Consider the following 26,156-nt stretch of genomic DNA (forward strand, 5'->3'; position numbering starts at 1 on the left):
ACGTTTAAAACCCGGCAGCCCGTTGAATAACTTGCGCAGCCTGCTGGTCGCCACTTCACTGTGATCACGTTGCGCCGAAGCCGGGCTTTGCGGAAACGCCAAGCCTTGGCCGCTGCTCAGCCACTGATCGATCACTGCTGCCAAGCCGCCGCGCCAGTGCGTGCCCTCTTCGCTCCACAACAGCGTTTCGCCGTAAGGTTGCCACCAGCGCTGCCGATGTTCCGCCGGGTCTGTGGGGCCGAGTAACCCGGCAAAATCCACCCGATTGGCGGCGTGCCAGTGACGCACCTGCTGAGGGTTCTGCACATACGAATGCGTGGGACGAATACGCCATAGCTGCTGGTAAAGCACCTCCGGCTCAAGGTCATCGGCCAGGGTCAGCGCCTGCCCGCCAACGACCTGGGCCGCGAGCGCCAGCAGCAACAGATTGGGTTCAAAGGCACCGCTGAGCGCAAGCCGCGATTGCTCGTTGAAGCCTTGCTGGCGCAGGCCATCGGCGAGGCGTTCGACATCACGCAACACATCGATCCAGCGCCATGCATACCACTGGCCCTGTCGCTTGTGGCGCAGCGCCGTGTGCAGCGGCGTGATCTGCGCCCAGTGGTGCAGGTGTTCCAGGGCCTGTGGCAGGTTTTCGAGCAATTCGGCAGGCCATTCCAGGACCAGCGGGCGTTTGAGTTCGTGCACGCGCATAGGGGTGATGCTCCTATTGGGTAATGGGGCGTGCGGTGGTCCGCTGGCTGGATTATTTGGATCAACACCGGGCCAATGTGGGAGCTGGCTTGCCTGCGATGGCAGTCTTCCAGTTGACACTTTTGTAGCTGACAGGCCGCTATCGCAGGCAAGCCAGCTCCCACATTGACCGAGGTGTTTCAGTTAGAGCGTGGTGGCCTTAAGGTCGCGGTAGCCGGCGCCCGGGTGGTTCGCGCCCAGTCGCGCGCCTTCGCCGAATAGCTTCTCGCGTAACGTGCCCTGAGCATACTCAGTCTTGTACACACCACGCTTCTGCAACTCGGGCACCAACAAGTCCACGGCGTCGATAAAGGTCTCATGGGTCAACGCGTAAGCCAGGTTGAAGCCGTCCACGTCGGTCTCTTCGACCCACTCCTGCAAGAGGTCCGCGACCGTTTCCGGGCCGCCGACAAACAGCGGGCCAAAGCCGCCAATACCTACCCAGTCGGCCAGTTCATTCGGCGTCCAGACCTTGTTCGGGTCGGCGGTGGAAAACGCTTCCACCGCCGATTGAATGGCGTTGGTGTGCACGTGCTTGAGCGGCTCGTCCGGCTTGAACTGGCTGAAATCGATACCGGTCCAGCCGGAGATCAACGCCATCGCGCCCTCGTAGCTGACGTAGGATTTGTACTCTTCAAACTTGGCTTTGGCCTTGGCATCAGTCTCGCCGACGATCACCGTCTGCAAATTGAAGATCAGGATTTTCTTCGGATCACGCCCGGCCTCGGCGGCGCGGCGGCGGATGTCGGCGACGGTCTTTTTCAGCAGAACCTTGGACGGTGCGGCGACAAACACGCATTCGGCCTGCTCGGCGGCGAACTGCTTGCCACGGCTGGACGCGCCGGCCTGGTAGAGCACCGGCGTGCGCTGCGGCGAGGGTTCGCACAGGTGAATGCCGGGCACCTGGAAGTGTTTGCCGACGTGGCGGATTTCGTGGATTTTGCTCGGGTCGCTGAAAATTCGGCGCTCACGGTCACGCAGTACCGCGCCCTCTTCCCAACTGCCTTCCCAGAGTTTGTAGCAGACCTCCAGGTATTCCTCGGCGTAGTCATAGCGCGCGTCGTGCTCAGTCTGGGCTTTCTGGCCGAGGTTCTTGGCGCCGCTTTCCAGGTAAGAAGTGACGATGTTCCAGCCGATGCGGCCTTTGGTCAGGTGGTCAAGCGTGGAAAGCCTGCGGGCAAACGGATACGGATGTTCAAACGACAGCGACGCTGTCAGGCCAAACCCCAGGTGTTCGGTGACCAAAGCCATCGGCGCGATCAGCGACAGCGGGTCGTTGACCGGCACCTGGGTCGCCTGGCGAATCGCCGCGTCGCCATTGCCGTTGTACACGTCATAAATGCCCAGCACGTCGGCGATAAACAGGCCGTCGAACTTGCCGCGCTCAAGGATTTTGGCGAGGTCGGTCCAGTATTCCAGGTCCTTGTACTGCCACGAGCGGTCACGCGGGTGCGCCCAGAGGCCGGGGGATTGGTGGCCGACACAGTTCATGTCGAAGGCATTCAAGCGGATTTCACGGGACATCAAAGCACTCCGTTGAGGTGGTAGTTGCCGACGACCTGGTATTTGTGGCGCAACGGATCATCCAGCGTCGGCGGCAGCGCGGTGCGCTGCCCGGTCAATTCGAATTCGGTGGCGCTGGCGAACAGCAAGGCTTCAGCGGCGGCGATTTGCGCTTCTATGGCTGCGACCGGGCTCGGCTGGGTTTCAGCGCGTTCCAACAAGGCGGCGGCGACATCGACACGGATCTGCCAGTCGCCGAAGCGGCTGATCACATAGGGGTCATCGCTTTTGCCGACATGGCGCAGGGTGTTGTCCAGCAGTTGGCGCGCGAGGTTGAGTGGGGTCATGAATAAGGTTCCTCAGTTCCAGGCATGGCGCGCAGGCTTCACGCCGTTGAGCACGAAGTTGCCGATCAGGTGGTATTTCCAGCGCGCCGGGTCGTGCAGGGTGTGGGTGCGCGCGTTGCGCCAGAAGCGGTCGAGGTTGTGCTTGCCGGTGACCGAACGGGTGCCGGCCAGTTCGAAGAGTTTGCTGCTGGCGAGCAAGGCGGTTTCGGCGGACAGCACTTTGGCTTGAGCGACGACGAAAGACGCTTGGGCGACGGTGTCTTCGCTGGGTTCGGCGAGCGCACGGTCCACGGCTCTGCCGGCCTTGGCGAGGATGGCTTCGGTGCCGTGCACGCGCCATTCCAGGTCGCCGATGGCCGCGATGGTGAACGGGTCCTGCCAGCCGTGATCCTGCTGGCTGTCGATCCACGGGCGCGCCTGGCGGGCGTAAATCTTCGCCTGTTCGAGCGCGCCGAGGGCGATGCCGGTGTCGACAGCGGCCTGGATGATTTGTGAAATCGGGCCGTTGGCGGTGGGTTGGTCGAACGCCTGGTGAGCCGGAATAACCGCGCTCAGAGGCACGCGCACGCCATCGAGGGTCACGCCGCCGCTGGCGGTGGTGCGCTGGCCGAAGCCGTCCCAGCTGTCGATCACGTTGAGCCCTGGCGCATCGCGTTCGACGAAAGCGATAAACGCCTGGTCGTTTTCGTTATTGCCGACGGTGGGCACGATGTGCGCGAACAGTGCGCCGGTGCAGTAGAACTTTTCGCCGTTGATGTGTGCGGTGTCACCGTCAAAACGAATCTGCGTGTCGAACGTGCCGGCGTTTTTGCTGTTGGCTTCGGAGAAGGCGTTGCCGAAGCGGTAGCCCTGCAGAACTTTGCCGAAATAATGCTGCTTTTGTGCTTCGGTCGCGGTTTGCAGGAGGATGTCCACTACGCCCAAGTGGTTCTGCGGAATCTGCCCCAGTGATGGGTCGGCGGCGGAGATCAGCTTGATCACCTCGGCTACCGTCACGTAAGAAACTTCGGCGCCACCGTAGGCTTTGGGAATGGTGATACCCCACAGGCCGCTGGCGGAAAACTCGTCGAGTTCGGCTACCGGCAAACGACGCTCGCGGTCTCGCACGCTGGCGTCGACGGCAAAGCGTGCGGCCAGGCGGGTCGCCACCTCGATGGCTTCGGCGTCCGAGCGGATGATATGGGCAGGGTGTTGAGGGTGGGCTGACATGGGCCGACTCCAGGCTCCGAGGGAATACCGGAGTGGTTGCAGGAGTCGTGCCTGAAGTTAATCGTCAGTAAAATCAGCGGGTTGCTGGCAATTCAATGCAGTAGAGCGCGTTTCAAACCAGCAAAGTGTCCATCCACTGTTGCCGGGCGAACAGTTAGATCACCACGTTGCGTACAAAACGCACAGGCCCATCGCCGTCGTTGCGATAGCCATGGACGTGACGGCTGGCGAACATATAAAACTCACCGGCGGCGACATGCTTTTCTTCCTCGCCCACCAGCAGTGTGAGGCAACCCTGGAACACAAACAGCTGCACGCTCCAGCCATCCGGGTCGGGATCAGGGCTGTAGCGATCGCCGGGTTCCAACTGCATCTCCCACAACTCGACTTCACGCCGTGCATTGGCCCGGGCCAGTAATACCGCCTTGCTGCCGGGAATCTCACCGGCCCAGGCCAGCTCATTGATACGGCTATGGTCGGGCGCGTCCGGGGCCTGGATCAGGTCGCTGAACGCCACGTCCAGGGCTTCGGCGACACGGTCCAGGGTCGACAGGCTGACGTTCTTTTCACCCGCTTCGATGGCCACCAGCATGCGCCGGCTCACCCCGGATTTTTCCGATAGCGCGGTCTGGCTCAGGTCCGCAGCATGGCGCAGCCGCCGGACGTTCTGACTGACGTGTTGCAGGACCGAAGCGCGTTGTGGATTTTCTTTGTGCACTATATTGCTCAATGGGTGGGTGTGCGCAGTATACTGCCCAGCGTGCCCCGCATTGTGCGGTCCGTACCTTTCCCTTGCAAGACCGAGCCGCCATGACCACCCCGAATTCCCCGTCGCGTTTCAACCGTTTCAGCAAAGCCGAGTGCATCCTGGTGGTGATCACCATGATCTGGGGCGGCACCTTTTTGTTGGTGCAGCACGCGATGACCGTCAGCGGCCCGATGTTTTTTGTGGGCCTGCGCTTTGCCGCGGCGGCGATTGTGGTGGGTTTCTTTTCCTTGCGCACATTGCGCGACTTGACGCTGTTCGAATTGAAAGCCGGGATGTTTATCGGTGTGGCGATCATGTTTGGCTACGGCCTGCAGACGATTGGTTTGCAGACGATCCTGAGCAGCCAGTCGGCGTTTATTACCGCGCTCTACGTGCCGTTTGTGCCGCTGCTGCAATGGCTGGTGCTGGGCCGTCGCCCGGGGTTGATGCCGAGCATTGGCATCATGCTGGCGTTTGCCGGGTTGATGCTGCTGACCGGGCCTGCGGGGGCTTCGCTGAATTTCAGCCCGGGTGAAATCGCGACCTTGATCGGCGCGATCGCGATTGCCGCCGAGATTATTTTGATCAGCGCGTTCGCCGGGCAAGTGGATGTACGCCGGGTGACGGTGGTGCAATTGGCAACCGCTTCGGTGCTGTCGTTCATGATGGTGGTGCCGATGGGCGAGCAATTGCCGGGGTTCTCGTGGCTGCTGCTGTTCAGCGCAGTGGGCCTGGGGCTGACCAGTGCGGTAATTCAGGTCGCGATGAACTGGGCGCAGCAAAGTGTTTCGCCGACCCGCGCCACGTTGATTTATGCCGGTGAGCCAGTGTGGGCTGGCGTGGTCGGGCGGATCGCCGGGGAACGTTTCCCGCCGATTGCGATGGTCGGGGCGGCGTTGATTGTGGCGGCGGTGATCGTGAGTGAAATGAAGACACGCAGTCAGCGCGATGCCGCTCGGTCTTCCGAGCTGGAACGAGAAACCCTCTAACTGATCGCACGAACTGGAGTCCTGCGCCAGGGTGACGCAGAGCGTCACGGGATACATTCCCACGCAGAGCGTGGGAACGATCTGAGCTGAAACAATGCCAAATGGGAAGTTTCGGCCTACCTTGTAGGATCCTGCCACATGTTGCCGTTTGGTGATCGAGAAAGCGGCACGTATGATGCATCCCAAACTCCCGCAGATTAGAAGCCTATGTCCCTGATAGTTCTACTGCTTCTGCCATTCGTTGGCAGCTGTCTGGCGGCCATGCTGCCGCACAATGCACGTAACACCGAATCCCTGTTGGCCGGCCTTGTGGCCCTGGTCGGCACCCTTCAAGTCGCCCTGCTCTACCCCCAGATCGCCCACGGTGGCGTGATCCGCGAAGAATTCATGTGGTTGCCCAGCCTCGGTTTGAACTTCGTGTTGCGCATGGACGGTTTCGCCTGGCTGTTCTCGTTGCTGGTGCTGGGCATTGGCACGCTGGTGTCGTTGTATGCGCGCTACTACATGTCGCCGGACGATCCGGTGCCGCGCTTCTTCGCATTTTTCCTGGCCTTTATGGGCGCCATGCTCGGGCTGGTGATCTCCGGCAACCTGATCCAGATCGTGTTCTTCTGGGAACTGACCAGCCTGTTTTCATTCCTGCTGATCGGCTATTGGCACCACCGCGCCGATGCGCGACGCGGCGCCTATATGGCGTTGATGGTCACCGGCGCCGGCGGTTTGTGCCTGCTGGCGGGTGTGATGTTGCTGGGGCATATTGTCGGCAGCTATGACCTGGACCAGGTGCTGGCAGCGGGCGATCAGATTCGCGCGCATTCGCTGTACCCGGTGATGTTGGCTTTAGTGCTGATTGGCGCCTTGAGCAAAAGTGCGCAGTTCCCGTTCCACTTCTGGCTTCCCCACGCGATGGCGGCCCCCACGCCGGTTTCGGCGTACCTGCATTCGGCGACGATGGTGAAGGCCGGCGTGTTCCTGTTGGCCCGCCTGTGGCCATCGCTGTCCGGCAGCGAAGAATGGTTCTATATCGTCGGCGGCGCCGGCGCCATCACCCTCCTCCTCGGCGCTTACTGCGCCATCTTTCAGAACGACCTCAAAGGCCTGCTGGCCTACTCCACCATCAGCCACCTTGGCTTGATCACCCTGCTTTTGGGCCTCAACAGCCCGCTGGCCGCGGTCGCTGCGGTGTTCCATATCCTCAACCACGCGACCTTCAAGGCTTCGCTGTTCATGGCCGCCGGGATCATTGACCACGAAAGCGGCACCCGCGATATCCGCAAGCTCAGCGGGTTGGTGCGGTTGATCCCGTTTACCGCCACCCTGGCAATGGTCGCCAGCGCCGCCATGGCCGGCGTGCCGCTGCTGAACGGTTTCCTGTCCAAAGAAATGTTCTTCGCCGAGACGGTATTTATCTCGTCCACCGCCTGGGTGGAATTCGCCCTGCCGGTGGTCGCGACCATCGCCGGCACGTTCAGCGTGGTCTATGCCCTGCGGTTTACCGTTGACGTGTTCTTCGGCCCTACCGCCACCAATCTGCCGCACACCCCGCATGAGCCACCGCGCTGGATGCGCGCGCCGGTGGAATTGCTGGTGTTCACTTGCTTGCTGGTGGGCATTTTCCCGGCCCAGGTGGTCGGCTCGATTCTCGCCGCCGCGGCCTTACCGGTGGTCGGCGGTGTGCTGCCCGAATACAGCCTGGCCATCTGGCACGGCTGGAACGCGCCGATGATCATGAGCCTGGTGGCCATGAGTTGCGGTGTGGTGCTGTACCTGCTGCTGCGCAAGCAACTCAAGCGCGGGCGCTTCAAATACCCGCCGCTGATCAGCTACTTCAACGGCAAGCGCGGTTTCGAGCGCTGCCTGGTGGTGATGATGCGCGGCGTGCGCAAGATCGAGAAGCGCATCAGCACCAAACGCCTGCAAACCCAGTTGTTCCTGCTGGTGCTGGCGGCGGTGATCGCAGGTTTGATTCCGATGCTCAACAGCGGCCTCAGCTGGGGCGACCGGCCGAAGATTCCGGGCTCCATTGTGTTCGTCACTCTGTGGCTGCTGGCCATCGCTTGTGCCTTGGGCGCCGCCTGGCAAGCCAAGTACCACCGGCTGGCGGCCCTGACCATGGTCAGCGTGTGCGGCCTGATGACCTGCATTACCTTTGTGTGGTTCTCGGCGCCGGACCTGGCGCTCACGCAATTGGTGGTCGAAGTGGTCACCACCGTGCTGATCCTGCTCGGCCTGCGCTGGCTGCCACGGCGGATCGAAGAAGTGTCGCCACTGCCCAGTTCGCTGCGCAAGGCGCGCATTCGTCGCCTGCGTGACTTTCTGTTGTCGACCGTGGTCGGCGGCGGCATGGCGTTGTTGTCTTATGCGATGCTGACGCGCCAGACACCCAACGACATCTCCTCGTTCTACCTGAGCCGCGCCCTGCCTGAAGGCGGCGGCAGCAACGTGGTGAACGTCATGCTGGTGGACTTCCGCGGCTTCGACACCCTCGGCGAAATTACCGTGCTGGGCGCCGTGGCGCTGACGGTCTATGCCCTGCTGCGCCGCTTCCGCCCGTCCAAAGAAAGCATGCAGCTGCCGGCGCAACAACGCCAATTGGCACCGGACGTGGCGACCGATCTGGTCAACCCGCGCCAGGCCAGCGACACCGCGCTGGGCTTCATGATGGTGCCGGCGGTGCTGGTGCGCCTGCTGCTGCCGATTGCGCTGGTGGTGTCGTTCTACCTGTTCATGCGCGGCCACAATCAACCGGGCGGCGGTTTTGTCGCCGGGCTGGTGATGTCAGTGGCGTTTATCCTGCAATACATGGTCGCCGGTACGCAGTGGGTCGAGGCGCAGATGAGCCTGCGGCCGATGCGCTGGATGGGCTTTGGTCTGCTTTCGGCCACGCTGACCGGGCTTGGCGCGTTGTTCGCCGGGTACCCGTTCCTGACTACCCACACCTGGCATTTCAGCGTGCCGCTGCTGGGCGATATCCATATCGCCAGCGCCTTGTTCTTCGACGTCGGCGTGTACGCCATGGTCGTCGGTTCCACGCTGCTGATGCTCACCGCCCTCGGCCACCAATCCGTGCGGGCCCACAAACCGAGCAACCAGGCCAAAGCCGTTGCCGCTACGGAAGGAGCCGCCTGATGGAAGAAGTCATCGCAATTGCCATTGGGGTCCTGGCGGCCTCCGGCGTCTGGTTGATCCTGCGGCCACGGACGTTCCAGGTAGTAATGGGCCTGTGCCTGCTGTCATACGGGGTCAACCTGTTCATCTTCAGCATGGGCAGCCTGTTTATCGGCAAGGAGCCGATCATCAAGGACGGCGTGCCGCAAGACCTGCTCAATTACACCGACCCACTGCCCCAGGCGCTGGTGCTGACGGCGATCGTGATCAGCTTCGCCATGACCGCGTTGTTTCTGGTGGTGCTGCTGGCCTCCCGCGGCCTGACCGGCACGGACCATGTGGACGGTCGGGAGCCCAAGGAATGAATTGGGTCAACCAACTGATCGTCGCGCCGATCCTGCTGCCGCTGCTGACTGCCGCCTTGATGCTGATGCTGGGCGAAAAGCGCCGTCCCCTTAAGGCTCGGATCAATCTGGTCTCGAGCATGCTCGGCCTGGGCATCGCGATTCTGTTGCTGTACTGGACGCAAAAAGGCGGCCCCGGCTCGATTGGCGTGTACCTGCCGGGCAACTGGCAAGTGCCGTTCGGGATTGTGCTGGTGGTGGACCAACTGTCGGCGCTGATGCTGGTGCTGACCGGGATCATCGGTGTGAGTGCGCTGCTGTTTGCGATGGCCCGCTGGGACCGTGCGGGCACCAGTTTCCATGCGCTGTTCCAGATCCAGATGATGGGGTTGTACGGCGCCTTCCTGACCGCCGATCTGTTCAACCTGTTCGTGTTCTTCGAGGTGCTGCTGGCGGCGTCCTACGGCCTGATGCTGCATGGCTCGGGGCGCGCGCGGGTGTCGTCGGGGCTGCATTACATCGCGATCAACCTGTTGGCGTCGTCGCTGTTTCTGATTGGCGCGGCGATGATCTATGGCGTGACCGGCACGCTGAACTTCGCTGACCTGGCGCTGAAAATCCCGCTGGTGCCGGAGGCTGACCGTGGCCTGCTGCACGCCGGTGCGGCGATCCTCGCCACCGCATTCCTGGCCAAAGCCGGCATGTGGCCGCTGAACTTCTGGCTGGCGCCCGCCTATTCCTCGGCCAGCGCGCCCGTGGCGGCGATGTTTGCGATCATGACCAAAGTCGGCGTGTACACCGTGCTGCGGTTGTGGACGCTGCTGTTCTCCGGCCAGGCTGGCGCCTCGGCGCTGTTTGGCGGCGACTGGCTGGTGTACGGCGGCATGGCGACGATTATCTGTGCGGCATTGGCGATGGTGGCGGCGCAAAGGCTGGAGCGTATGGCCAGCCTGAGCATTCTGGTGTCGGCCGGGATTTTGCTGTCGTCAGTCGGTTTCGCGCAGCCCAGCCTGACCGCTGGCGCCTTGTTCTATCTGATCAGCTCGACGCTGGCACTGAGTGCACTGTTCCTGCTGGCCGAGCTGATCGAGCGTTCACGCTCGGCCAACGATTTGCCGCTGGATGAAGAGATCGATGCGCTGCCCAAAGCCATGGAATCCCTGCACCCGCGTCCCGGCGTGAACCTTGATGATGAGCAGAAAGCCGTGGTCGGCCAGGTGATCCCGTGGACCATGGCGTTCCTAGGTTTGAGCTTTGTCGCTTGCGCGCTGCTGATTATCGGCATGCCGCCGCTGTCCGGGTTTATCGGCAAGCTCAGCTTGTTGAGTGCGCTGGTCAATCCCATGGGCTTGGGCAATGCCGTGGATGAGCCAATCCGCCCCGCCGCCTGGGGGCTTGTGGCGCTGCTGATTCTGTCAGGCCTGGCCTCGCTGATCGCGTTTGCGCGGCTCGGCATTCAGCGCTTCTGGACCCCGGAGGAGCGCCCATCGCCACTGCTGCGTCGTTATGAGTGCGTGCCGATCTTCTTCCTGCTCGGCCTCAGCGTGCTGCTGACGTTCAAGGCCGAACCGTTGATGCGCTACACCCAGGACACTGCCCAGAGCCTGAACAACCCCGAGAACTACGTGATGGCGGTTATGGCAACGCGCCCGGTCCCGAGCCCTGAAGCCAAGGCCGCGGCGCTGGAGGTGCAGCCATGAAGCGCCTGTTCCCTGCCCCGTGGCTGTCGCTGGCATTGTGGCTGTTGTGGCTGGTGCTGAACCTGTCCATGAGTCCTGGCAACGTATTACTCGGCGCGGTGCTGGGCTTTCTCGCCCCACTGCTGATGGCGCCGCTGCGGCCGTTGCCGATCCGCATCCGTCGTCCGGGGGTTATCATTCGCCTGTTCTTCAAGGTTGGGCGTGACGTGATCATTTCCAACCTCGCCGTGGCCTGGGGCATCCTGACCTGCGGCTCGCGCCCGCCGCGTTCCGGCTTTATCAAAATTCCCCTGGACCTGCGCGACGCAAACGGCCTGGCCGTGCTGGCGATGATCACCAGCGTTACGCCGGGCACGGTCTGGTCGGAACTCGCCCTGGACCGCAGTATTCTGCTGCTGCACGTGTTTGACCTGGAGGATGAAGCGCAGTTTATCCAACACTTTAAACACGACTACGAACGGCCCCTGATGGAGATCTTCGAATGAGCGCCCTGCTCGCCAATGCGATCCTGTTCAGCCTGTTCCTGTTCTCCCTGGCCATGGTGCTGACACTGGTGCGCCTGTTCAAAGGCCCGTCGGCCCAGGACCGGGTTCTGGCGCTGGATTACCTGTACATCCTGGCCATGCTGATGATGCTGGTGCTCGGCATTCGTTACGCCAGTGACACCTACTTTGAAGCGGCGCTGCTGATTGCGCTGTTTGGCTTCGTCGGCTCGTTTGCCCTGGCGAAATTCCTGCTGCGTGGCGAGGTGATTGAATGATGCCGTTATGGGTGGAAGTGATCGTCGCGGTGCTGCTGGTGCTGAGCAGCGTGTTTGCGCTGATTGGCGCGGTAGGGTTGTTGCGCATGAAGGACTTTTTCCAGCGCATGCACCCCCCGGCACTGGCCTCGACACTGGGCGCATGGTGTGTGGCGCTGGCGTCGATTATCTATTTTTCCGTGCTCAAATCCGGCCCGGTGTTGCACGGCTGGTTGATTCCGATTTTGCTGTCGATCACCGTGCCGGTGACCACGTTGCTGCTGGCGCGTACGGCGCTGTTTCGCAAGCGAATGGCGGGGGATGATGTGCCGGCGGAGGTCAGCAGCCGCCGCTGAGCCCTGAAGTAAACACTGGCAACTGTGGGAGCTGGCTTGCCTGCGATAGCGGTGGGTCAGCCAACATTTTCGGTGACTGACACACCGCTATCGCAGGCAAGCCAGCTCCCACAGTTGGTTTGCGCTAGGCGAAGGACCGGATGTGCGCCGCCAATTCCGCCAACCCGGCATCGTCCGCCCGCACATGATCATGGGACGAAATATAGCCCTCATACGCCTCGAAGAACTTGTCCACCTTCGAACTCAACGGCTTGAACGCACTGTCCGAGCCCGTCCCATGCATGGGAAACAACTTCGCATGCAAGTGGTCCACCCCATACCCCTCCAGCATCATCCCTGTACGCGCCACATCGGGAAACGCGCGGTCAATTTGCAGCGCGGTTTTCTTGGCCGCCACCGCAAGCCCGGCGAGCACTTCATCCGACTGTGCAAACGCATAGCTGCCGTAGTGTTGCTTGGGGATTACCACGCTGAAACCCGGGGTGTTGGGGAAGATCGAGAGGAAGGCCATGTGCTGGTCGTCTTCCCACAGGATGTGGGCTGGGGAGGTCTTTTGAACAATGCTGCAAAAAATACAATCCATTTAAATTACCGCCAGTTTCATCATGACTTAGGTCGTGGCGACCATCTAAAGCTACGATTCACGCTGCGTCAAAATAATTGGGTATTTTGGGTAGTGTTCGCCCTTCATAAATCAGGAAAAAGAATTTGCATCGTGAACATCACACGCTCCGTCTTGATAAACGCCCCGAACCGGCCGGGGCGTAAACGGTCAGGCTAATCCGCTATCAAATCAACGCCAATGCATTTGCGTAAATGTTGGTTGGCGGATGGCCGCCTTGCCTGCCCCACACTTCTTCGCGCCCATTAATCACGGCGAGGGAATGCCCCACCATCTGGCCGTTGACGGGAACGCCGTGAGTCACAACGCCCAATTGGCCCCTCGCAAGGTTTGCGACACTGGTTATCTGAATGTGAGCTTTGAGACCCAGGCGCAGTAAGCCATTCGCTCGATCAGGTTCGCTGTCGTTGATGCTGTATAACGCATGGCCAAAGCTCTTTCTGGCATAACCGTCGTTATTTTCCCATTGCGCCCGTTTGGCGCTGGCGGCATACAGAAAATGCGCATCAGCCAGCATCGCCGCGTCGCTCCCCTTGAATTCAGATACGTTTGCGGCCTGCGCCAACTCGCTTTTGGACAGGTGAAGCCGGAAACCATCGCGCATTTCTACGTCGTAGCCATCCCCCGCTACCCTCACCTGATTGAAAATGTCGGCAGGTTTCTGGCCAAACTTCATCATCGCAGCCTTTATGGCCGCAACCGTGATGCAGTTCCCCTTGGTCGGCCCCTGACTGAATCCACTCCAGATATTGCCGGCTTCGTTGCCCACACCGGGTCTCCTGCCAGGACTGCTCTGGGTGGTGTAATAATCATGTTGGCTGACAGGTTGAGTGGGTGCCGGATTATACGTACGCCCTGGATTCTGAAGTGTGTGCTGGTTGAGCGTACGACCATGGTGAGCACCGCGCGAATGACCTTGATCGTGCACCCGTTGCGCCAGGGTGTGACGGCCAGCGGCGTGAGACGCTATTGAGTCGTCCAAGGCATGAATCAGTTTATTCAGTTCATTCCTGGAGGCGCCGCCATCCATCTTCTCCCTGAGCAATTTCAACCGGCCGGACAAGTGTTGAGCCGTTTGCGTACTGGAGCCTGGCCTCGCGTGAGATAGCTCATTCACCAGCTGTTTCACTGCAGCAACATCGGCCGCAAGCGTAGCAGGCGCCGGTTGCGCCTTGACTGGCGCGTAAAACGCGCCTCCACTCACCGCCACTCCTGGATTCCACATCTTCAACACTCTCCACTGATTGACGAAGCCCACAGGGCCCTGACTCGCTCAGTGGTAAAGCAGACGCGGAACGTTCCATACTTTGTGTAGGCTCATAGCTGTCTCAGTCGCGGGAGTTTTTCCCGACACATCAAACTTCAAGCTGAAATAACATCCAGAAAACATCCGCCAGATCGTTCCGACGCCCCGCGAGCGAAGGATCAAAATAAATGGCAACTTTCTAAAATACCCAAGGATGTACCCGATGAGCAAAACCTACACCCCTGTCGCGGCAGCCGCTGACGTCGAAACAACGCTTAACTGGCTCGATGGCCGCTGGAAGCTGATCATTCTGTTCCACCTGTTCGGCGGCCAGGTGCAGCGCTATTCGGACCTTGAGCGGTTGATCCCGGATATCTCTCAGAAAATGCTGGCACAGCAACTGCGCCAGCTTGAAGCCGATGGCTTGGTGCATCGCACGGTTTACCCGGTGGTGCCGCCAAAGGTGGAGTACCGAATGACCGAGTGGGGCCAGAGCCTGTGCCCGGTGCTGGACGGCCTGCTCAAGTGGCACACCGCCAAGCCCGTGAACTAGACCGTGGGGACGGTGCCACCGTCGATCACATATTCAGTGCCACTGATCGAAGCGGCGCGCGGCGATACCAGGAAGGCGATCAAGTCGGCGACTTCCTCTGGCTTGGCGGGACGCCCGAGAGGAATGCCCCCCAGCGACTTCATGATGATCTGTTTGCCACCCTCGTAATCAGTGCCTGCCTCCTGCGCCAGGCGTTCCGCCAGTGCAACCGCCGAGTCGGTTTCCACCCAACCTGGGGAGACGCGCACCACCCGCACACCTTTGGGCGTGACTTCTTTCGACAAGCTCTTGCTGTAGGTTGCCAACGCGGCCTTGGCAGCGGCATACGCCGTGGTCGACTCCGGCAACGGCAATTCGCGCTGAATCGAGGTGACATGAATAATCACCCCTGCCCCACGCGCCAGCATCCCCGGCAACAACGCCCGGTCCACCCGCACCGCTGCCAGCAGGTTCTGGTTCAGCGCACTCGACCACTGCTCATCGTCCAGCGCCGCAAACCCGCCGCCTGGCGCGCTGGAGCCGCCGAGCACGTTGACGATGATATCGACACCACCGAAATCAGCCTGGATGGCGTCGGTCGCACGTGTGCAACCGTCCGCCGTACCCAAGTCAGCCGCGATAAAGTGCACACCGTTAGGCGCTGAGTCCGCCGCCGAGCGCGCGACTGATATCACCTGCACGCCCTGGTCATGCAACACGGCCACCACCGCAGCGCCGATGCCTTTGGTACCGCCTGTCACCAATGCGCGAAGGCCTTTTAGGCCGAGGTCAAAGCTCATACCAGAATCTCCAGTGAAGCGATCTTGTCGCCTTCCAGACCAAAGAAAAAACGCAGGTCCAGCGAGCTGCCGGGGAAGTCACCCACCAAATGGCTGGTTACCAATATCCTGGCGTCTATTACTTCGCAGGCAAACGGCTCGCTGGTGTAGGTGTACTGGCTGACAGTGCCGGCCTTCCAGGCCCGAATCGCGGACAAACCGGTGTAGGTATGGCCCTCGTCCTTGACCACGGCGTTCGGGGTAAAGCATTGAGTCAAGTCGGCGCCCTCCGTGGCGTCTGCGGCAAAGTAACGGGCGATGGGCGCGGGGAGCGTGAGGGCCATGAGCGGTGTTCCTGAATGATCGGTAGGTACTCAGGATAGGAACGGCGCGGACAGCCTACAAGAACGCACGAAAAGGTTATGGGCTTACTGAAAAGTAAGTGCTTGAATTCAGCGGGCTGGCTGCAGATCGACAATGCAAAGATTTTTTCGGCATTTTAAAACGAGCAGTACATAAGCGAGCCCGTTCCCACATGTGGATGTGATCTCTGAGACGAGACTCAAGCCCTGCGCAGGGGTGACGCGGAGCGTCATGGATGCATTCCCACGCAGAGCATGGGAAAGGTCAATGTTAAAGCATTGACTCCCTGAAATTTCCGACAGTATTTTAGGGTTGCTCGTCGGAAGATGGCCCCCTAATCTTCGGCGGTCGCTGCAAATTCAGCGACCGGGTTTCGCAGCCCGGTTAAACTCTAGACGCACAGCGTCCACCTAAAGATAGCGGGCGCTTTTTTATGCCTGATGTTATGGCGGCTGTGCGCGGGATACCTTCGGGTATGCCGGGTGCCTAGAGTCCCGGTCTGCGAACCTGCGTACAGCTGCCACCCGGGTATCGTTTCGCAGCGATGGGTAGTGGCTCCAACACTCTAGGAGCTTCGCCATGATTAAAGACAGTCCGAATCCGCCGCTGGATTCATCCTCGCTTCACGCCGCAGCTCATCGAGCGATCAACTATTATCTGAATTCGTCCGAGAAACTAGAGCCGTCTGCTGAGGGCTACGGCGTGTTTACTGTGCGTGAAGGATTAGACGTCGAGACACTGTTGGTCAACGCATCGGATGATCTTGCATCCGTACAAGCGCTGGCAAGCCATCTGGCTTTTGAGATTGACGGCAATCCTCGCAGCGTGGCGCTGGGGATTTCCCGAATGCTGGAGGGGATCCAGTTATTGGTCGAGAAGGCACTGACCCTCAATCAGGCCTGAAGGCGAACAAGGTAAAAAAATGTGGGAGCTGGCTTGCCTGCGATAGCGGTCTATCAGCCAGCCTTTTGGTGACTGGCACACCGCTATCGCAGGCAAGCCAGCTCCCACAGTGGATAGAGTGAGCCGTTAAAGCGGTGCACAAAAAAACGCCCCGAACCAGTCGGGGCGTTTTTTATTCAGCGTCTACCGATCAGGCTTGATCAGCCAACCGCCACGTCGTCCCACCCTTCCCGTCTTCCAACACCACACCCATCGCGGTCAGTTGGTCACGAATCCGGTCAGACTCCGCCCAGTCCTTGTTCGCCCGAGCAGTCAAACGCGCCTGAATCAACGCATCCACTTCAGCCGAATCCACACGCCCTTCAGCGCCGGCTTGCAGGAAGTCATCGGCTTCCATCTGCAACACACCCAGCACGCTCGCCAGTTCTTTCAAGCGGGCAGCAAGGCCAGCGGCCGCGTCGAGATCACTCTCACGCAACCGGTTGATCTCACGCACCATCTCAAACAGCACCGCACACGCTTCCGGCGTACCGAAGTCGTCGTTCATCACCTGGGTAAAGCGCTCAATAAACGCCTCACCGCCCGCCGGCGCCACGGATGGCAGGCCTTTCAACGCATGGTAGAACCGCTCCAGAGCGCCTTTGGCGTCCTTGAGGTTATCTTCCGAATAGTTGATGGCGCTGCGGTAGTGGCTCGACACCAACAAATACCGCACCACTTCCGGGTGATACTTTTCCAGCACGTCGCGAATGGTGAAGAAGTTGTTCAAGGACTTGGACATCTTCTCGCCATTGATGCGGATCATGCCGCAGTGCATCCAGGCGTTGGCGTAGGTCTTGCCGGTGGCGGCTTCGCTCTGGGCGATTTCGTTTTCGTGGTGCGGGAACTCGAGGTCGCTGCCGCCGCCATGAATGTCGAAGGTCTCGCCCAGGCAGCAGGTGGACATCACCGAGCATTCGATGTGCCAGCCCGGACGCCCGGCGCCCCAGGGCGACTCCCAGCTCGGCTCGCCCGGCTTGGTGCCTTTCCACAGCACGAAGTCGAGCGGGTCTTGCTTGGCTTCGTCGACTTCGATCCGTGCGCCGATGCGCAGGTCTTCGATTTTCTTGCGCGACAGCTTGCCGTAGCCCATGAACTTGGCGACGCGGTAGTACACGTCGCCATTGCCCGGGGCGTAGGCGTAACCCTTGTCGATCAGGGTCTGGATCATCGCGTGCATGCCCGGAATGTGATCCGTGGCGCGCGGTTCCATGTCCGGCTTGAGGATGTTGAGGCGCGCCTCGTCCTCGTGCATCGCCGCAATCATGCGCTCGGTCAGTGCGTCGAACGACTCGCCGTTTTCATTGGCGCGATTGATGATCTTGTCGTCGATGTCGGTGATGTTGCGCACATACGTCAAGTCATAGCCGCTGAAGCGCAACCAGCGGGTCACCAGGTCGAAGGCAACCATGCTGCGGCCGTGGCCGATGTGGCAGTAGTCGTACACGGTCATGCCGCACACGTACATGCGCACCTTGTTGCCATCCAGCGGCTTGAAGACTTCTTTGGTCTTGCTGAGTGTGTTGTAGATCGTTAGCACGACAATTCCTTAGACTGAATCACTGGCCCCACGAATCACGCAAGGTCACGGTACGGTTGAATACCGGCTGACCAGGTTTCGAGTCCTTGATATCCGCGCAGAAGTAACCTTCGCGCTCGAACTGGAAACGGTCTTCCGGCTGTGCGTCGCCAAGCGATGGCTCGGCACGACAACCAGTGAGTACTTGCAGGGAGTCAGGGTTGATGTTGTCGAGGAAACTTGCGCTGTCTTCGGCCTTTTCAGGGTTCGGCGAGCGGAACAGGCGATCGTACAAGCGCACTTCACACTCGATGCTGGCAGCGGCCGGCACCCAGTGAACCACGCCTTTGACCTTGCGGCCCTCAGGGTTCTTGCCGAGGGTTTCCGGGTCGTAGGAGCAGCGCAGTTCGACGATGTTGCCATCGGCGTCCTTGATCGCTTCGTCGGCGCGGATCACGTAGCTGCCGCGCAGGCGCACTTCGCCGTTCGGCTCCAGGCGCTTGTAGCCCTTCGGCGGCTCTTCCATGAAGTCATCACGGTCGATGTAGATTTCACGGGCAAACGGCAGCTTGCGCACGCCGAGTTCTTCTTTCTGCGGATGACGCGGCAGTTCGAGGTTTTCGACCTGGTCTTCCGGGTAGTTGGTGATCACGACTTTCAACGGACGCAGCACGCACATGGCGCGCGGCGCGTTCGCGTCGAGGTCCTGGCGGATGCTGAATTCGAGCATGCCGAAGTCAACCACACCATCGGAGCGGTTGGTGCCGACCATGTCGCAGAAGTTGCGGATCGACGCCGGCGTGTAGCCACGGCGGCGGAAGCCCGACAGCGTCGACATGCGCGGGTCGTCCCAGCCAAACACGTGTTTCTCATCAACCAACTGCTTGAGTTTGCGCTTGCTGGTGATGGTGTAGTTCAGGTTCAGGCGGCTGAATTCGTACTGACGCGGGTGCGCCGGTACCGGCAGGCTGTCCAGGAACCACTCGTACAGTGGGCGATGGCTTTCGAACTCCAGGGTGCAGATGGAGTGGGTGATGCCTTCGATGGCGTCCGACTGACCGTGGGTAAAGTCGTAGTTCGGGTAGATGCACCACTTGTCACCGGTTTGATGGTGATGGGCGTGGCGGATGCGGTACATGATCGGGTCGCGCAGGTTCATGTTCGGCGAGGCCATGTCTATCTTGGCGCGCAGCACACGAGCGCCGTCCGGGAACTCACCGGCGCGCATGCGGGCGAACCAGTCGAGGTTCTCTTCTACCGAACGGTCGCGGAACGGACTGTTCTTGCCCGGCTCGGTCAGGGTGCCACGGTATTCCTTGGCCTGTTCCGGGCTCAGGTCATCGACGTAGGCCTTGCCGGCCTTGATCAGCTCGACGGCCCAGTCGAACAACTGGTCGAAATACTTGGACGCATAGCGCACTTCACCGGACCATTCGAAGCCCAGCCACTTGATGTCGCTTTCAATGGCGTCGATGTATTCCTGGTCTTCCTTGGCCGGGTTGGTGTCGTCGAAACGCAGGTGCGTGACGCCACCGAATTCCTGGGCCAGACCGAAGTTCACACAGATCGACTTGGCGTGACCGATGTGCAGGTAGCCGTTGGGCTCTGGCGGGAAGCGGGTGACGATCTGCGTGTGCTTGCCCGAATCCAGGTCCGCCTGGATGATCGGGCGCAGGAAATTGACCGGGACAGCAGGTCCGGCCTTGGAATTCGAGGTAGGGTCGACAGTGGGCTTGCTCATAGGATCCTTGAACAGACAGGTTCGTGGCCGGTTGGGGCCAGATAAAACAAAGGGCTTATCATAGCCGAAGCTGTCAACCGCCTGACAGAGCGCGGCCGAAAACTGCTGCATTTAATGCACCGGCGGTAAAAAACCACCTCGAAATTCCTGCCGGGCACGCTAAACTGCGCCCCTTGGCTGAAGTTTCGCCAAACCGGTAAGGCGCTTCGGCGTCCACACCCACGAATTCCTTGAAAGAGAAACGACCATGACTCAAGTCAAACTGACCACCAACCACGGTGACATCGTCATCGAACTGAACGCCGAGAAAGCGCCGATCACCGTCGCCAACTTCATCGAGTACGTGAACGCCGGCCACTACGAAAACACTGTTTTCCACCGTGTGATCGGTAACTTCATGGTCCAGGGCGGCGGTTTCGAGCCTGGCATGAAAGAAAAGAAAGACAAGCGCCCAAGCATCCAGAACGAAGCGGACAACGGCCTTTCCAACGACAAGTACACCGTCGCCATGGCCCGTACCATGGAGCCGCATTCGGCCTCCGCGCAGTTCTTCATCAACGTGGCCGACAACGCCTTCCTGAACCACAGCGGCAAGAACGTGCAGGGCTGGGGCTACGCGGTATTCGGTAAAGTCACCGAAGGCCAGGACGTCGTTGACAAGATCAAAGGCGTACAGACCACCGGTAAAGCCGGTCACCAGGACGTTCCGGTAGAAGACGTTATCGTCGAGAAAGCCGAGATCGTTGGGTGATATTACTGATTTCAGATTTGCATCTGGAAGAGGAGCGCCCGGACATCACCCGGGCGTTTCTGGATTTGCTCCACGGCCGCGCCCGTGGCGCCCAGGCGTTGTACATTCTGGGGGACTTCTTTGAAGCCTGGATTGGCGACGATGGGATGACACCGTTCCAGCGTTCGATTGGCGCAGCTCTACGCGAGCTGAGCGACAGCGGCACCCCGATTTTCATCATGCATGGCAACCGAGACTTCCTGATCGGCAAGGCGTTCTGCAAAGCAGCAGGCGCGACCTTGCTCAAGGACCCGAGTGTCGTGCAGTTGTATGGCGAGCCCGTGCTGTTGATGCACGGCGACAGCCTCTGCACCCGCGACGTCGGCTATATGAAGCTGCGGCGCATTCTGCGTAACCCGCTTGTACTGTTTATCCTGCGCCACCTTCCGCTAAGCACCCGCCACAAACTGGCGCGCAAGTTGCGCAGCGAGAGCCGTGCGCAGACACGCATGAAAGCCAACGACATTGTCGACGTGACGCCCGAGGAAGTGCCGCGGGTGATGCAGCAGTTCGGCGTGCGTACGCTGGTCCACGGCCACACCCACCGCCCGGCCATTCATAAGTTGCAGATTGGTGACCAGGCGGCCAAGCGCATTGTGCTGGGGGACTGGGATAAGCAGGGCTGGGCGTTGCAGGTGGATGAGCAAGGGTTTCAGTTGGCGGCGTTTGACTTCGCTCCCCTTCTACTGAACTGATCGTTCCCACGCTCCGCGTGGGAATGCATCCTGTGACGCTCCGCGTCACGACCCTCAAGAGCGGACGCAGAGCGTCCCGGGTGGCGTTCCCACGCGGAGCGTGGGAACGATCATTGCAAACTTGATTGATCAGTGGCCAGAGGCCTCCGGCCCGGCCTTGGCACCGAACGGCGGTTTCGCCAGCCACACCAGCAACATCAAGCCCATGAACATCCACCCCAGCAGCGTGAAGTAATCCACGGTGGACATCATGTACGCCTGGCTGGTGAGGATTTGATCCAGCTGCGCATACGCCTTCTGCCCCGCACCACCCAGCGCCTGCAAGGCATCGCGGGTCGCCGAGTCGTAGGTGGTCATGTTCTCGCTCATATACGCATGGTGCTGGTCCGCCCGGCGAATCCAGATCCAGGTGGTGAGCGACGCCGCAAAGCTGCCGCCCAGGGTCCGCAGGAAGGTTGCCAGGCCCGCACCGTCGGCAATCTGCGCCGGTGGCAGGTCGGACATCAGGATGCTCAAGGTCGGCATAAAGAACAGCGCCACGCCGATCCCCATGAAGAGCTGCACCAGGGCGATGTGCTGGAAGTCCACCTGATTGGTGAAGCCCGCTCGCATAAAGCAGCTCAAACCAATCGCCAGGAAGGCCAGGCCTGCCAGCAGGCGCAGGTCGAACTTGTGCGCGTACTTGCCGACAAACGGCGACATCAGCACCGGCAGAATGCCGATCGGCGCCACTGCAAGGCCAGCCCAGGTGGCGGTGTAGCCCATCTGGGTTTGCAGCCATTGCGGCAGGATCAGGTTGATGCCGAAGAACCCCGCATAACCCAGAATCAACACGATGGTGCCGATACGGAAGTTGCGATACGCAAACAGGCGCAGGTTGACCACCGGGTGCTTGTCGGTCATCTCCCAAATGATGAACACCGCCAGGGCAACCACCGAAATTGCCGCACCGATGATGATGAAGTTGGATTCGAACCAGTCCAGGTCGTTGCCCTTGTCGAGGATGATCTGCAAGGCGCCGACACCCACGATCAAACTCAACAGCCCGACGTAATCCATCGGCTGGTAACTGGTAACCACCGGGCGTTTTTTCAGTTGCGAACGCACCACCATAACCGCAAAGATCCCAATGGGCACGTTAATGAAGAAAATCCACGGCCAGCTGTAGCTGTCGGTGATCCAGCCGCCAAGAATCGGCCCGGCGATCGGCGCCACCACCGTGACCATCGCCAGCAACGCCAGGGCCATGCCACGCCTCGCGGGCGGGTAGACCGCGATCAGCAAGGTCTGGGTCATCGGGTACAACGGCCCCGCCACCAAGCCTTGCAGCACCCGGAAGCCGATCAGCTCGGGCATCGAGGTGGAAATACCACAGAGAAACGACGCCAGTACAAACAGTATCGTCGCCCACAGAAACAGCTTCACCTCGCCGAACCGGCGGCTCAACCAGCCGGTCAGCGGCAAGGCAATGGCGTTACTCACCGCAAACGAGGTGATGACCCAGGTGCCCTGCTCCGAACTCACGCCCAGGTTGCCGGAAATGGTCGGCAGCGCCACGTTGGCGATGGTGGTGTCGAGCACCTGCATAAAGGTCGCCAGCGACAGGCCAATAGTGGCCATCAACAGGCTGGGTGGCGTGAAGGAGGCGTTATTGCTCATTAGCGTTGCGCAGCCTTGGGAGCCACGGCACTGCTGTTGTCATGAATCAACTGCGTGATCATGGCGTCGGCTTCGGCCAGTTGGCGGTCATACACATTGGTGGTGAACGACGCTTTCTGCGGCGCCTGTTGTGCCAGCACCGGGCCGCTCTGGTCGTGCAGGTCAACCTTGACCACCGTGCTCAAGCCCACGCGCAGCGGGTTCTTGGCCAATTCATCAGCATTCACGTGGATGCGCACCGGCACCCGTTGCACGATCTTGATCCAGTTACCTGTGGCGTTCTGCGCAGGCAGCAGGGCAAACGCGCTGCCGGTGCCGGCGCCGAGGCTGTCGACGGTGCCGGTGAACTTCACGTCGCTGCCGTAGATGTCGGCTTCGATGTCCACCGGCTGGCCGATGCGCATGTCGCGCAGTTGGGTTTCCTTGAAGTTGGCGTCGATCCACAGCTGGTTCAGCGGGATCACCGCCATCAGCGCGGTACCCGGCTGCACACGCTGGCCCAATTGCACGGTGCGCTTGGCCACATAGCCGGTCACCGGCGCGATCAAGGTGCTGCGCGCGTTGGTCAGGTAAGCCTGACGCAGTTGCGCAGCGGCCGCCTGCACATCCGGGTGCGACGAAATCACCGTGTCATCCACCAATGCATTGGTGGTTTTCAATTGTTGCTCAAGGTTGGTCAACGCATTCTTCGCCGCCGTCAGGCTGTCACGGGCGTGGGACAGTTCTTCCTGGGAAATCGCCCCGCCCTGGGCCAGGGTTTTACGCCGGTTGAAATTGTCCTGGGCGGTTTGCACGTCGGCTTTCTGTGCATTGACCTGGGCTTTCATGCCATCGACGTTGCTGTACAAACCACGTACCTGACGCACGGTGCGCGCCAGATTGGCCTGGGCACTTTGCAGGCCGACTGCGGCATCGTTCGGGTCGAAATTGATCAACACCTGGCCTTCATGGACCAGGTCGCCATCATCCGCGCCGATGCTGACCACGGTGCCGGTAACCAGCGGCGTGATTTCCACCACGTTGCCGTTCACGTAGGCGTCGTCGGTGCTTTCGCTGAAGCGCCCGTAAAATTCATACCAGCCCCATACGCCCACACCGCAGAGGATGACGATCAGCGCCAGGCCGATCAGCAGGACCTTGCGTTTACGCGGGTTGCTGTCTTCTTTGGGTTGCTCTTTCGGTTGTTCGTTTGTTTTGTTGCTGTCGGCAGTGGCCATGACAAATACCTCAAATTATTCCGTACGGGTGGCGGGACGGGTCGTGGTCACAGCCACGTTATCGGCGTTAAAGCCGCCACCCAGTGCTTGCATCAATTGAATCGACAGATCGATTTGCGCGGCATTCAGCGTCGCCAGCTGACGCTGGGCCTGCAGCAATTGCTGCTCGATGCTGAGCACGTCCAGGTAGTTACCGATGCCTGAGCTGTAACGCTGCACGCCGGTGTCGTAGGACTGCTGGGCGATGTCCGCGGCATGTTGTTGCGCCTGGATTTGCCGCCCGGTTTCGCGCAACTGCACCAGGCTGTTGCCGATATCACCCAGGGCTTGCACCAGGGTCTTGTTGTACTGCGCCACGGCCAGGTCGTAATCGGCATCGCGCGCATCGAGGTCGGCACGCAGGCGGCCACCGTCGAAAATCGGCAACGAGATGGTCGGCGCAATGCTGAAGAAGCGGCTGGCCGAGCCAAACATCGCATCACCCAACAAAGACTCCGCCCCGGCGCTCGCGCTCAGATTGAGGTTGGGGTAGAAGCGGGTTTTGCTCGCAGCGACGTTTTTGCTCGCCGCCTCCACGCGCCAACGTGCGGCGATCAGGTCCGGGCGACGGCCCAGCAACTCGGCGGGCAGTACCGACGGCACCGCTACGGCGCTCGGTTTCAGCACGTTCGGGCGCACCAGCTCACTGCCACGGTCCGGGCCTTTGCCGAGCAACACGGCCAAAGTGATCTTGGCGCTCTGCAGCTGTTTCTCTGCGTCGATCAGTTGCGACTGAGAGCTGGCTTCCAGGCTTTCGGTCTGCTGGTACTGGTATTCGCTGTCGATGCCGGAGCTCAGGCGACGTTTGCTCAAATCGAGCATCTGACGGGTGCGCTTGAGGTCGTCATTCGCCAGGTCACGCACGATATGCGCCTGACCCAAATCGCTGTAGGCCTTGGCCACGTTGGCGGCCAGGGTCAGGCGTGCGGCTTGTTGATCGACTTCGGCTGCGCGGGCCTCGCCCAACGCCGCTTCCCAGGCAGCGCGCTGGCCACCCCAGAGGTCGAAGTTGTAATTGAAGCTGGCGCCAATGTTACGCACGGTGGCGTAGGCGTCGCCCTGCCCCAACGGGTCCTGATCCTTGGCGAGGCGCGAACGGCTCACGCCGGCGCTGGCGTCCAGTGTCGGCAGGCGTGCGGCGTTGGCGGCATAGGCGGCGGCTTCGGCCTGATGGGCACGGGCGCTGGCGACTTGCATGTCCGGGCTGTTTTGCAAGGCTTCGGCGATCAAACTGTCGAGCTGCGGGTCGCCCAGGCTTTTCCACCAATCGGCGCTCGGCCAGGCCGCGTTCGACAGCGTCACGCCGCTCAAGGACTTGCCGGTTTGCAGGGTATTGGCGTCGAGGCGTTTGCCCTGGGTATCGAGGCCGCTGAAGTTGGCACAACCGGCCAGCGTCATCGCCACCAGCACCAGGCTGAGTGCGCGTGTGTTCATTGATTACCTACCCGCTGGATGACGATGGCGTCACCGGCAGCTACCAGAATTTTCGTGAGGATGGCTTCCAGGGTTTGCAACTCACCGGGCGCCAGGGCACCGGCCAACTCGTTCATCGACTGCGCGCCGATGTGCGGCAGCATGTCTGCCAGGCGTTGGCCGTCTGAGGTCAGCACAAGTTGCACTTGGCGTCGGTCTGACTCGGAACGTTTGCGCGCCAGCAGGCCCTTTTGCTCCAGTCGGTCGAGCATGCGCGTCATCGAACCGCTGTCCAGGGACAGGTTGCGGCACAGCTCGGCCGGGGTGTCGATGTCGAACTGGGAGATGATGATCAACACCTTGAACTGCGCGGCGGTGACGCCGTGGGGTTCCATATGGGTGTCGATAATGCGGTCCTTGAGCAGCGCCGCCCGGCCCAGCAACAGGCCGAGGTGGCAATCGCGGAAGCTGTCAGGGGTGTAGTGAGTCATCGGAAGTCACCTTATTACTGCCTAGGCAGTGAATGTATGACAAGATGTTACTGCTTAGGCAGCGAATGTCAAATGGAATTATTAGCTTGCTTGCTAATTTCACGACAAGTGGCTTGGAGCACAAACAAATGTGGGAGCTGGCTTGCCTGCGATAGCGGTCTTGTTGCTCGTTCCCACGCTCTGCGTGGGAATGCCGCCAGGGACGCTCCGCGTCCCGCCAGCCGCATAGGTTTCAAGCCTTGTGCATGCGACGCGGAGCGTCACGAGATGTATTCCCACGCAGAGCGTGGGAACGATCAACTGTGGCTTGCCAGCTCCCACCGTTTTATCGGG

Annotated in this window: 25 protein-coding genes and 1 pseudogene; 11 read left to right on the plus strand and 15 right to left on the minus strand. The window is 60.7% G+C overall.

All coding sequences use genetic code 11. The features are described 5' to 3' along the window. Positions 1-36: 36 nt before the first annotated feature. The 5 genes and pseudogenes from BFW87_RS30340 to BFW87_RS30360 all read right to left on the minus strand — a co-directional run. Positions 37-693: pseudogene (locus BFW87_RS30340) on the minus strand (hypothetical protein); the annotation flags it as partial. Between the two features lie 183 nt (positions 694-876). Next, a complete protein-coding gene (locus tag BFW87_RS30345) occupies positions 877-2,256 on the minus strand; it encodes an LLM class flavin-dependent oxidoreductase (protein WP_078743396.1) in 1,380 nt (459 codons plus the stop codon). Further along, a complete protein-coding gene (locus BFW87_RS30350; protein ID WP_078743397.1) occupies positions 2,256-2,582 on the minus strand; it encodes an acyl-CoA dehydrogenase in 327 nt (108 codons plus the stop codon). The genes BFW87_RS30345 and BFW87_RS30350 overlap by 1 nt, the downstream gene beginning before the upstream one ends. Positions 2,583-2,594: 12 nt before the next feature. Continuing rightward, entirely contained in the window at positions 2,595-3,791 is a 1,197-nt protein-coding gene (locus tag BFW87_RS30355) for an SfnB family sulfur acquisition oxidoreductase (RefSeq protein ID WP_078743398.1), read from the minus strand. 154 nt (positions 3,792-3,945) lie between these two features. Then, the gene (locus BFW87_RS30360; RefSeq protein WP_078743399.1) at positions 3,946-4,509 is read right to left on the minus strand and encodes a helix-turn-helix domain-containing protein; all 564 of its coding nucleotides are present in this window, start codon (positions 4,507-4,509) and stop codon (positions 3,946-3,948) included. Between the two features lie 92 nt (positions 4,510-4,601). Here BFW87_RS30360 and BFW87_RS30365 point away from each other — a divergent pair, with 92 nt between their 5' ends. The 7 genes from BFW87_RS30365 to BFW87_RS30395 all read left to right on the plus strand — a co-directional run bounded on the left by BFW87_RS30365 (position 4,602) and on the right by BFW87_RS30395 (position 11,775). Beyond that, complete coding sequence (locus BFW87_RS30365) at positions 4,602-5,528, plus strand: DMT family transporter (protein WP_078743400.1); 927 nt, start codon at positions 4,602-4,604, stop codon at positions 5,526-5,528. A gap of 207 nt (positions 5,529-5,735) precedes the next feature. Then, complete coding sequence (locus BFW87_RS30370) at positions 5,736-8,657, plus strand: monovalent cation/H+ antiporter subunit A (RefSeq protein ID WP_078743401.1); 2,922 nt, start codon at positions 5,736-5,738, stop codon at positions 8,655-8,657. After that, positions 8,657-9,001: a Na+/H+ antiporter subunit C gene (locus tag BFW87_RS30375; RefSeq protein ID WP_003192163.1), complete on the plus strand. Its 345-nt coding sequence runs from the start codon at positions 8,657-8,659 to the stop codon at positions 8,999-9,001. Before BFW87_RS30370 ends, BFW87_RS30375 begins: the two co-directional genes overlap by 1 nt. Next, positions 8,998-10,680: a monovalent cation/H+ antiporter subunit D gene (locus BFW87_RS30380; RefSeq protein ID WP_078743402.1), complete on the plus strand. Its 1,683-nt coding sequence runs from the start codon at positions 8,998-9,000 to the stop codon at positions 10,678-10,680. Before BFW87_RS30375 ends, BFW87_RS30380 begins: the two co-directional genes overlap by 4 nt. Beyond that, complete coding sequence (locus BFW87_RS30385; RefSeq protein ID WP_078743403.1) at positions 10,677-11,165, plus strand: Na+/H+ antiporter subunit E; 489 nt, start codon at positions 10,677-10,679, stop codon at positions 11,163-11,165. The genes BFW87_RS30380 and BFW87_RS30385 overlap by 4 nt, the downstream gene beginning before the upstream one ends. Further along, positions 11,162-11,440 carry a K+/H+ antiporter subunit F gene (locus BFW87_RS30390; RefSeq protein WP_017527140.1) on the plus strand — a complete coding sequence of 93 codons (279 nt, stop codon included), beginning with the start codon at positions 11,162-11,164 and terminating at the stop codon, positions 11,438-11,440. The genes BFW87_RS30385 and BFW87_RS30390 overlap by 4 nt, the downstream gene beginning before the upstream one ends. Then, positions 11,437-11,775 (plus strand): Na+/H+ antiporter subunit G, encoded by a 339-nt coding sequence (locus BFW87_RS30395; RefSeq protein WP_016969635.1) that lies wholly within the window; start codon positions 11,437-11,439, stop codon positions 11,773-11,775. Before BFW87_RS30390 ends, BFW87_RS30395 begins: the two co-directional genes overlap by 4 nt. Before the next feature lie 124 nt (positions 11,776-11,899). Here the strand turns inward: BFW87_RS30395 and BFW87_RS30400 are convergent, their stop codons facing one another. Together BFW87_RS30400 and BFW87_RS32425 are read right to left on the minus strand one after the other, a co-directional pair. Then, complete coding sequence (locus BFW87_RS30400) at positions 11,900-12,358, minus strand: HIT family protein (RefSeq protein ID WP_078743404.1); 459 nt, start codon at positions 12,356-12,358, stop codon at positions 11,900-11,902. Positions 12,359-12,563: 205 nt separating this feature from the next. Then, on the minus strand, positions 12,564-13,166 hold the full coding sequence (locus BFW87_RS32425; protein ID WP_254865977.1) for a hypothetical protein: 603 nt from the start codon (positions 13,164-13,166) through the stop codon (positions 12,564-12,566). A 700-nt stretch (positions 13,167-13,866) separates the two neighbouring features. Between BFW87_RS32425 and BFW87_RS30410 the strand changes: the two genes are divergently transcribed. Beyond that, positions 13,867-14,196, plus strand: coding sequence for a winged helix-turn-helix transcriptional regulator (locus BFW87_RS30410; protein WP_078743406.1), 330 nt, complete (start codon positions 13,867-13,869; stop codon positions 14,194-14,196). Here BFW87_RS30410 and BFW87_RS30415 read toward each other — a convergent pair. Continuing rightward, positions 14,193-14,975 (minus strand): SDR family oxidoreductase, encoded by a 783-nt coding sequence (locus BFW87_RS30415; RefSeq protein WP_078743407.1) that lies wholly within the window; start codon positions 14,973-14,975, stop codon positions 14,193-14,195. The two genes, BFW87_RS30410 and BFW87_RS30415, sit on opposite strands and share 4 nt — an antisense overlap. Then, positions 14,972-15,298: a nuclear transport factor 2 family protein gene (locus BFW87_RS30420; RefSeq protein WP_078743408.1), complete on the minus strand. Its 327-nt coding sequence runs from the start codon at positions 15,296-15,298 to the stop codon at positions 14,972-14,974. Before BFW87_RS30420 ends, BFW87_RS30415 begins: the two co-directional genes overlap by 4 nt. Before the next feature lie 598 nt (positions 15,299-15,896). Between BFW87_RS30420 and BFW87_RS30425 the strand changes: the two genes are divergently transcribed. After that, on the plus strand, positions 15,897-16,220 hold the full coding sequence (locus tag BFW87_RS30425) for a DUF6124 family protein (protein ID WP_078743409.1): 324 nt from the start codon (positions 15,897-15,899) through the stop codon (positions 16,218-16,220). Positions 16,221-16,410: 190 nt separating this feature from the next. Here BFW87_RS30425 and cysS read toward each other — a convergent pair whose 3' ends face one another. Together cysS and BFW87_RS30435 are read right to left on the minus strand one after the other, a co-directional pair. Next, positions 16,411-17,799 (minus strand): cysteine--tRNA ligase, encoded by a 1,389-nt coding sequence (gene cysS, locus BFW87_RS30430; RefSeq protein ID WP_078743410.1) that lies wholly within the window; start codon positions 17,797-17,799, stop codon positions 16,411-16,413. Positions 17,800-17,818: 19 nt separating this feature from the next. After that, positions 17,819-19,519 carry a glutamine--tRNA ligase/YqeY domain fusion protein gene (locus BFW87_RS30435; protein ID WP_078743411.1) on the minus strand — a complete coding sequence of 567 codons (1,701 nt, stop codon included), beginning with the start codon at positions 19,517-19,519 and terminating at the stop codon, positions 17,819-17,821. A 247-nt stretch (positions 19,520-19,766) separates the two neighbouring features. Between BFW87_RS30435 and BFW87_RS30440 the strand changes: the two genes are divergently transcribed. After that, positions 19,767-20,270 carry a peptidylprolyl isomerase gene (locus BFW87_RS30440; protein WP_016977438.1) on the plus strand — a complete coding sequence of 168 codons (504 nt, stop codon included), beginning with the start codon at positions 19,767-19,769 and terminating at the stop codon, positions 20,268-20,270. Beyond that, a complete protein-coding gene (gene lpxH, locus BFW87_RS30445) occupies positions 20,267-21,004 on the plus strand; it encodes a UDP-2,3-diacylglucosamine diphosphatase (protein ID WP_078743412.1) in 738 nt (245 codons plus the stop codon). Before BFW87_RS30440 ends, lpxH begins: the two co-directional genes overlap by 4 nt. A gap of 129 nt (positions 21,005-21,133) precedes the next feature. Here lpxH and BFW87_RS30450 read toward each other — a convergent pair whose 3' ends face one another. From BFW87_RS30450 to BFW87_RS30465, 4 genes are read right to left on the minus strand one after another with little or no spacing between them, the layout of a single operon-like run. Continuing rightward, positions 21,134-22,663 carry a DHA2 family efflux MFS transporter permease subunit gene (locus BFW87_RS30450; RefSeq protein WP_078743413.1) on the minus strand — a complete coding sequence of 510 codons (1,530 nt, stop codon included), beginning with the start codon at positions 22,661-22,663 and terminating at the stop codon, positions 21,134-21,136. Further along, positions 22,663-23,880, minus strand: a complete 1,218-nt coding sequence (locus BFW87_RS30455) for an efflux RND transporter periplasmic adaptor subunit (RefSeq protein WP_078743414.1) — start codon at positions 23,878-23,880, stop codon at positions 22,663-22,665. Before BFW87_RS30455 ends, BFW87_RS30450 begins: the two co-directional genes overlap by 1 nt. 15 nt (positions 23,881-23,895) lie before the next feature. Then, entirely contained in the window at positions 23,896-25,353 is a 1,458-nt protein-coding gene (locus BFW87_RS30460) for an efflux transporter outer membrane subunit (RefSeq protein ID WP_078743415.1), read from the minus strand. After that, entirely contained in the window at positions 25,350-25,823 is a 474-nt protein-coding gene (locus BFW87_RS30465) for a MarR family winged helix-turn-helix transcriptional regulator (protein WP_078743416.1), read from the minus strand. The genes BFW87_RS30460 and BFW87_RS30465 overlap by 4 nt, the downstream gene beginning before the upstream one ends. Positions 25,824-26,156: the final 333 nt, after the last annotated feature.

The organism is Pseudomonas fluorescens, assembly GCF_002022275.1.
GTDB classification, from domain to species: Bacteria; Pseudomonadota; Gammaproteobacteria; order Pseudomonadales; family Pseudomonadaceae; genus Aquipseudomonas; species Aquipseudomonas fluorescens_AJ.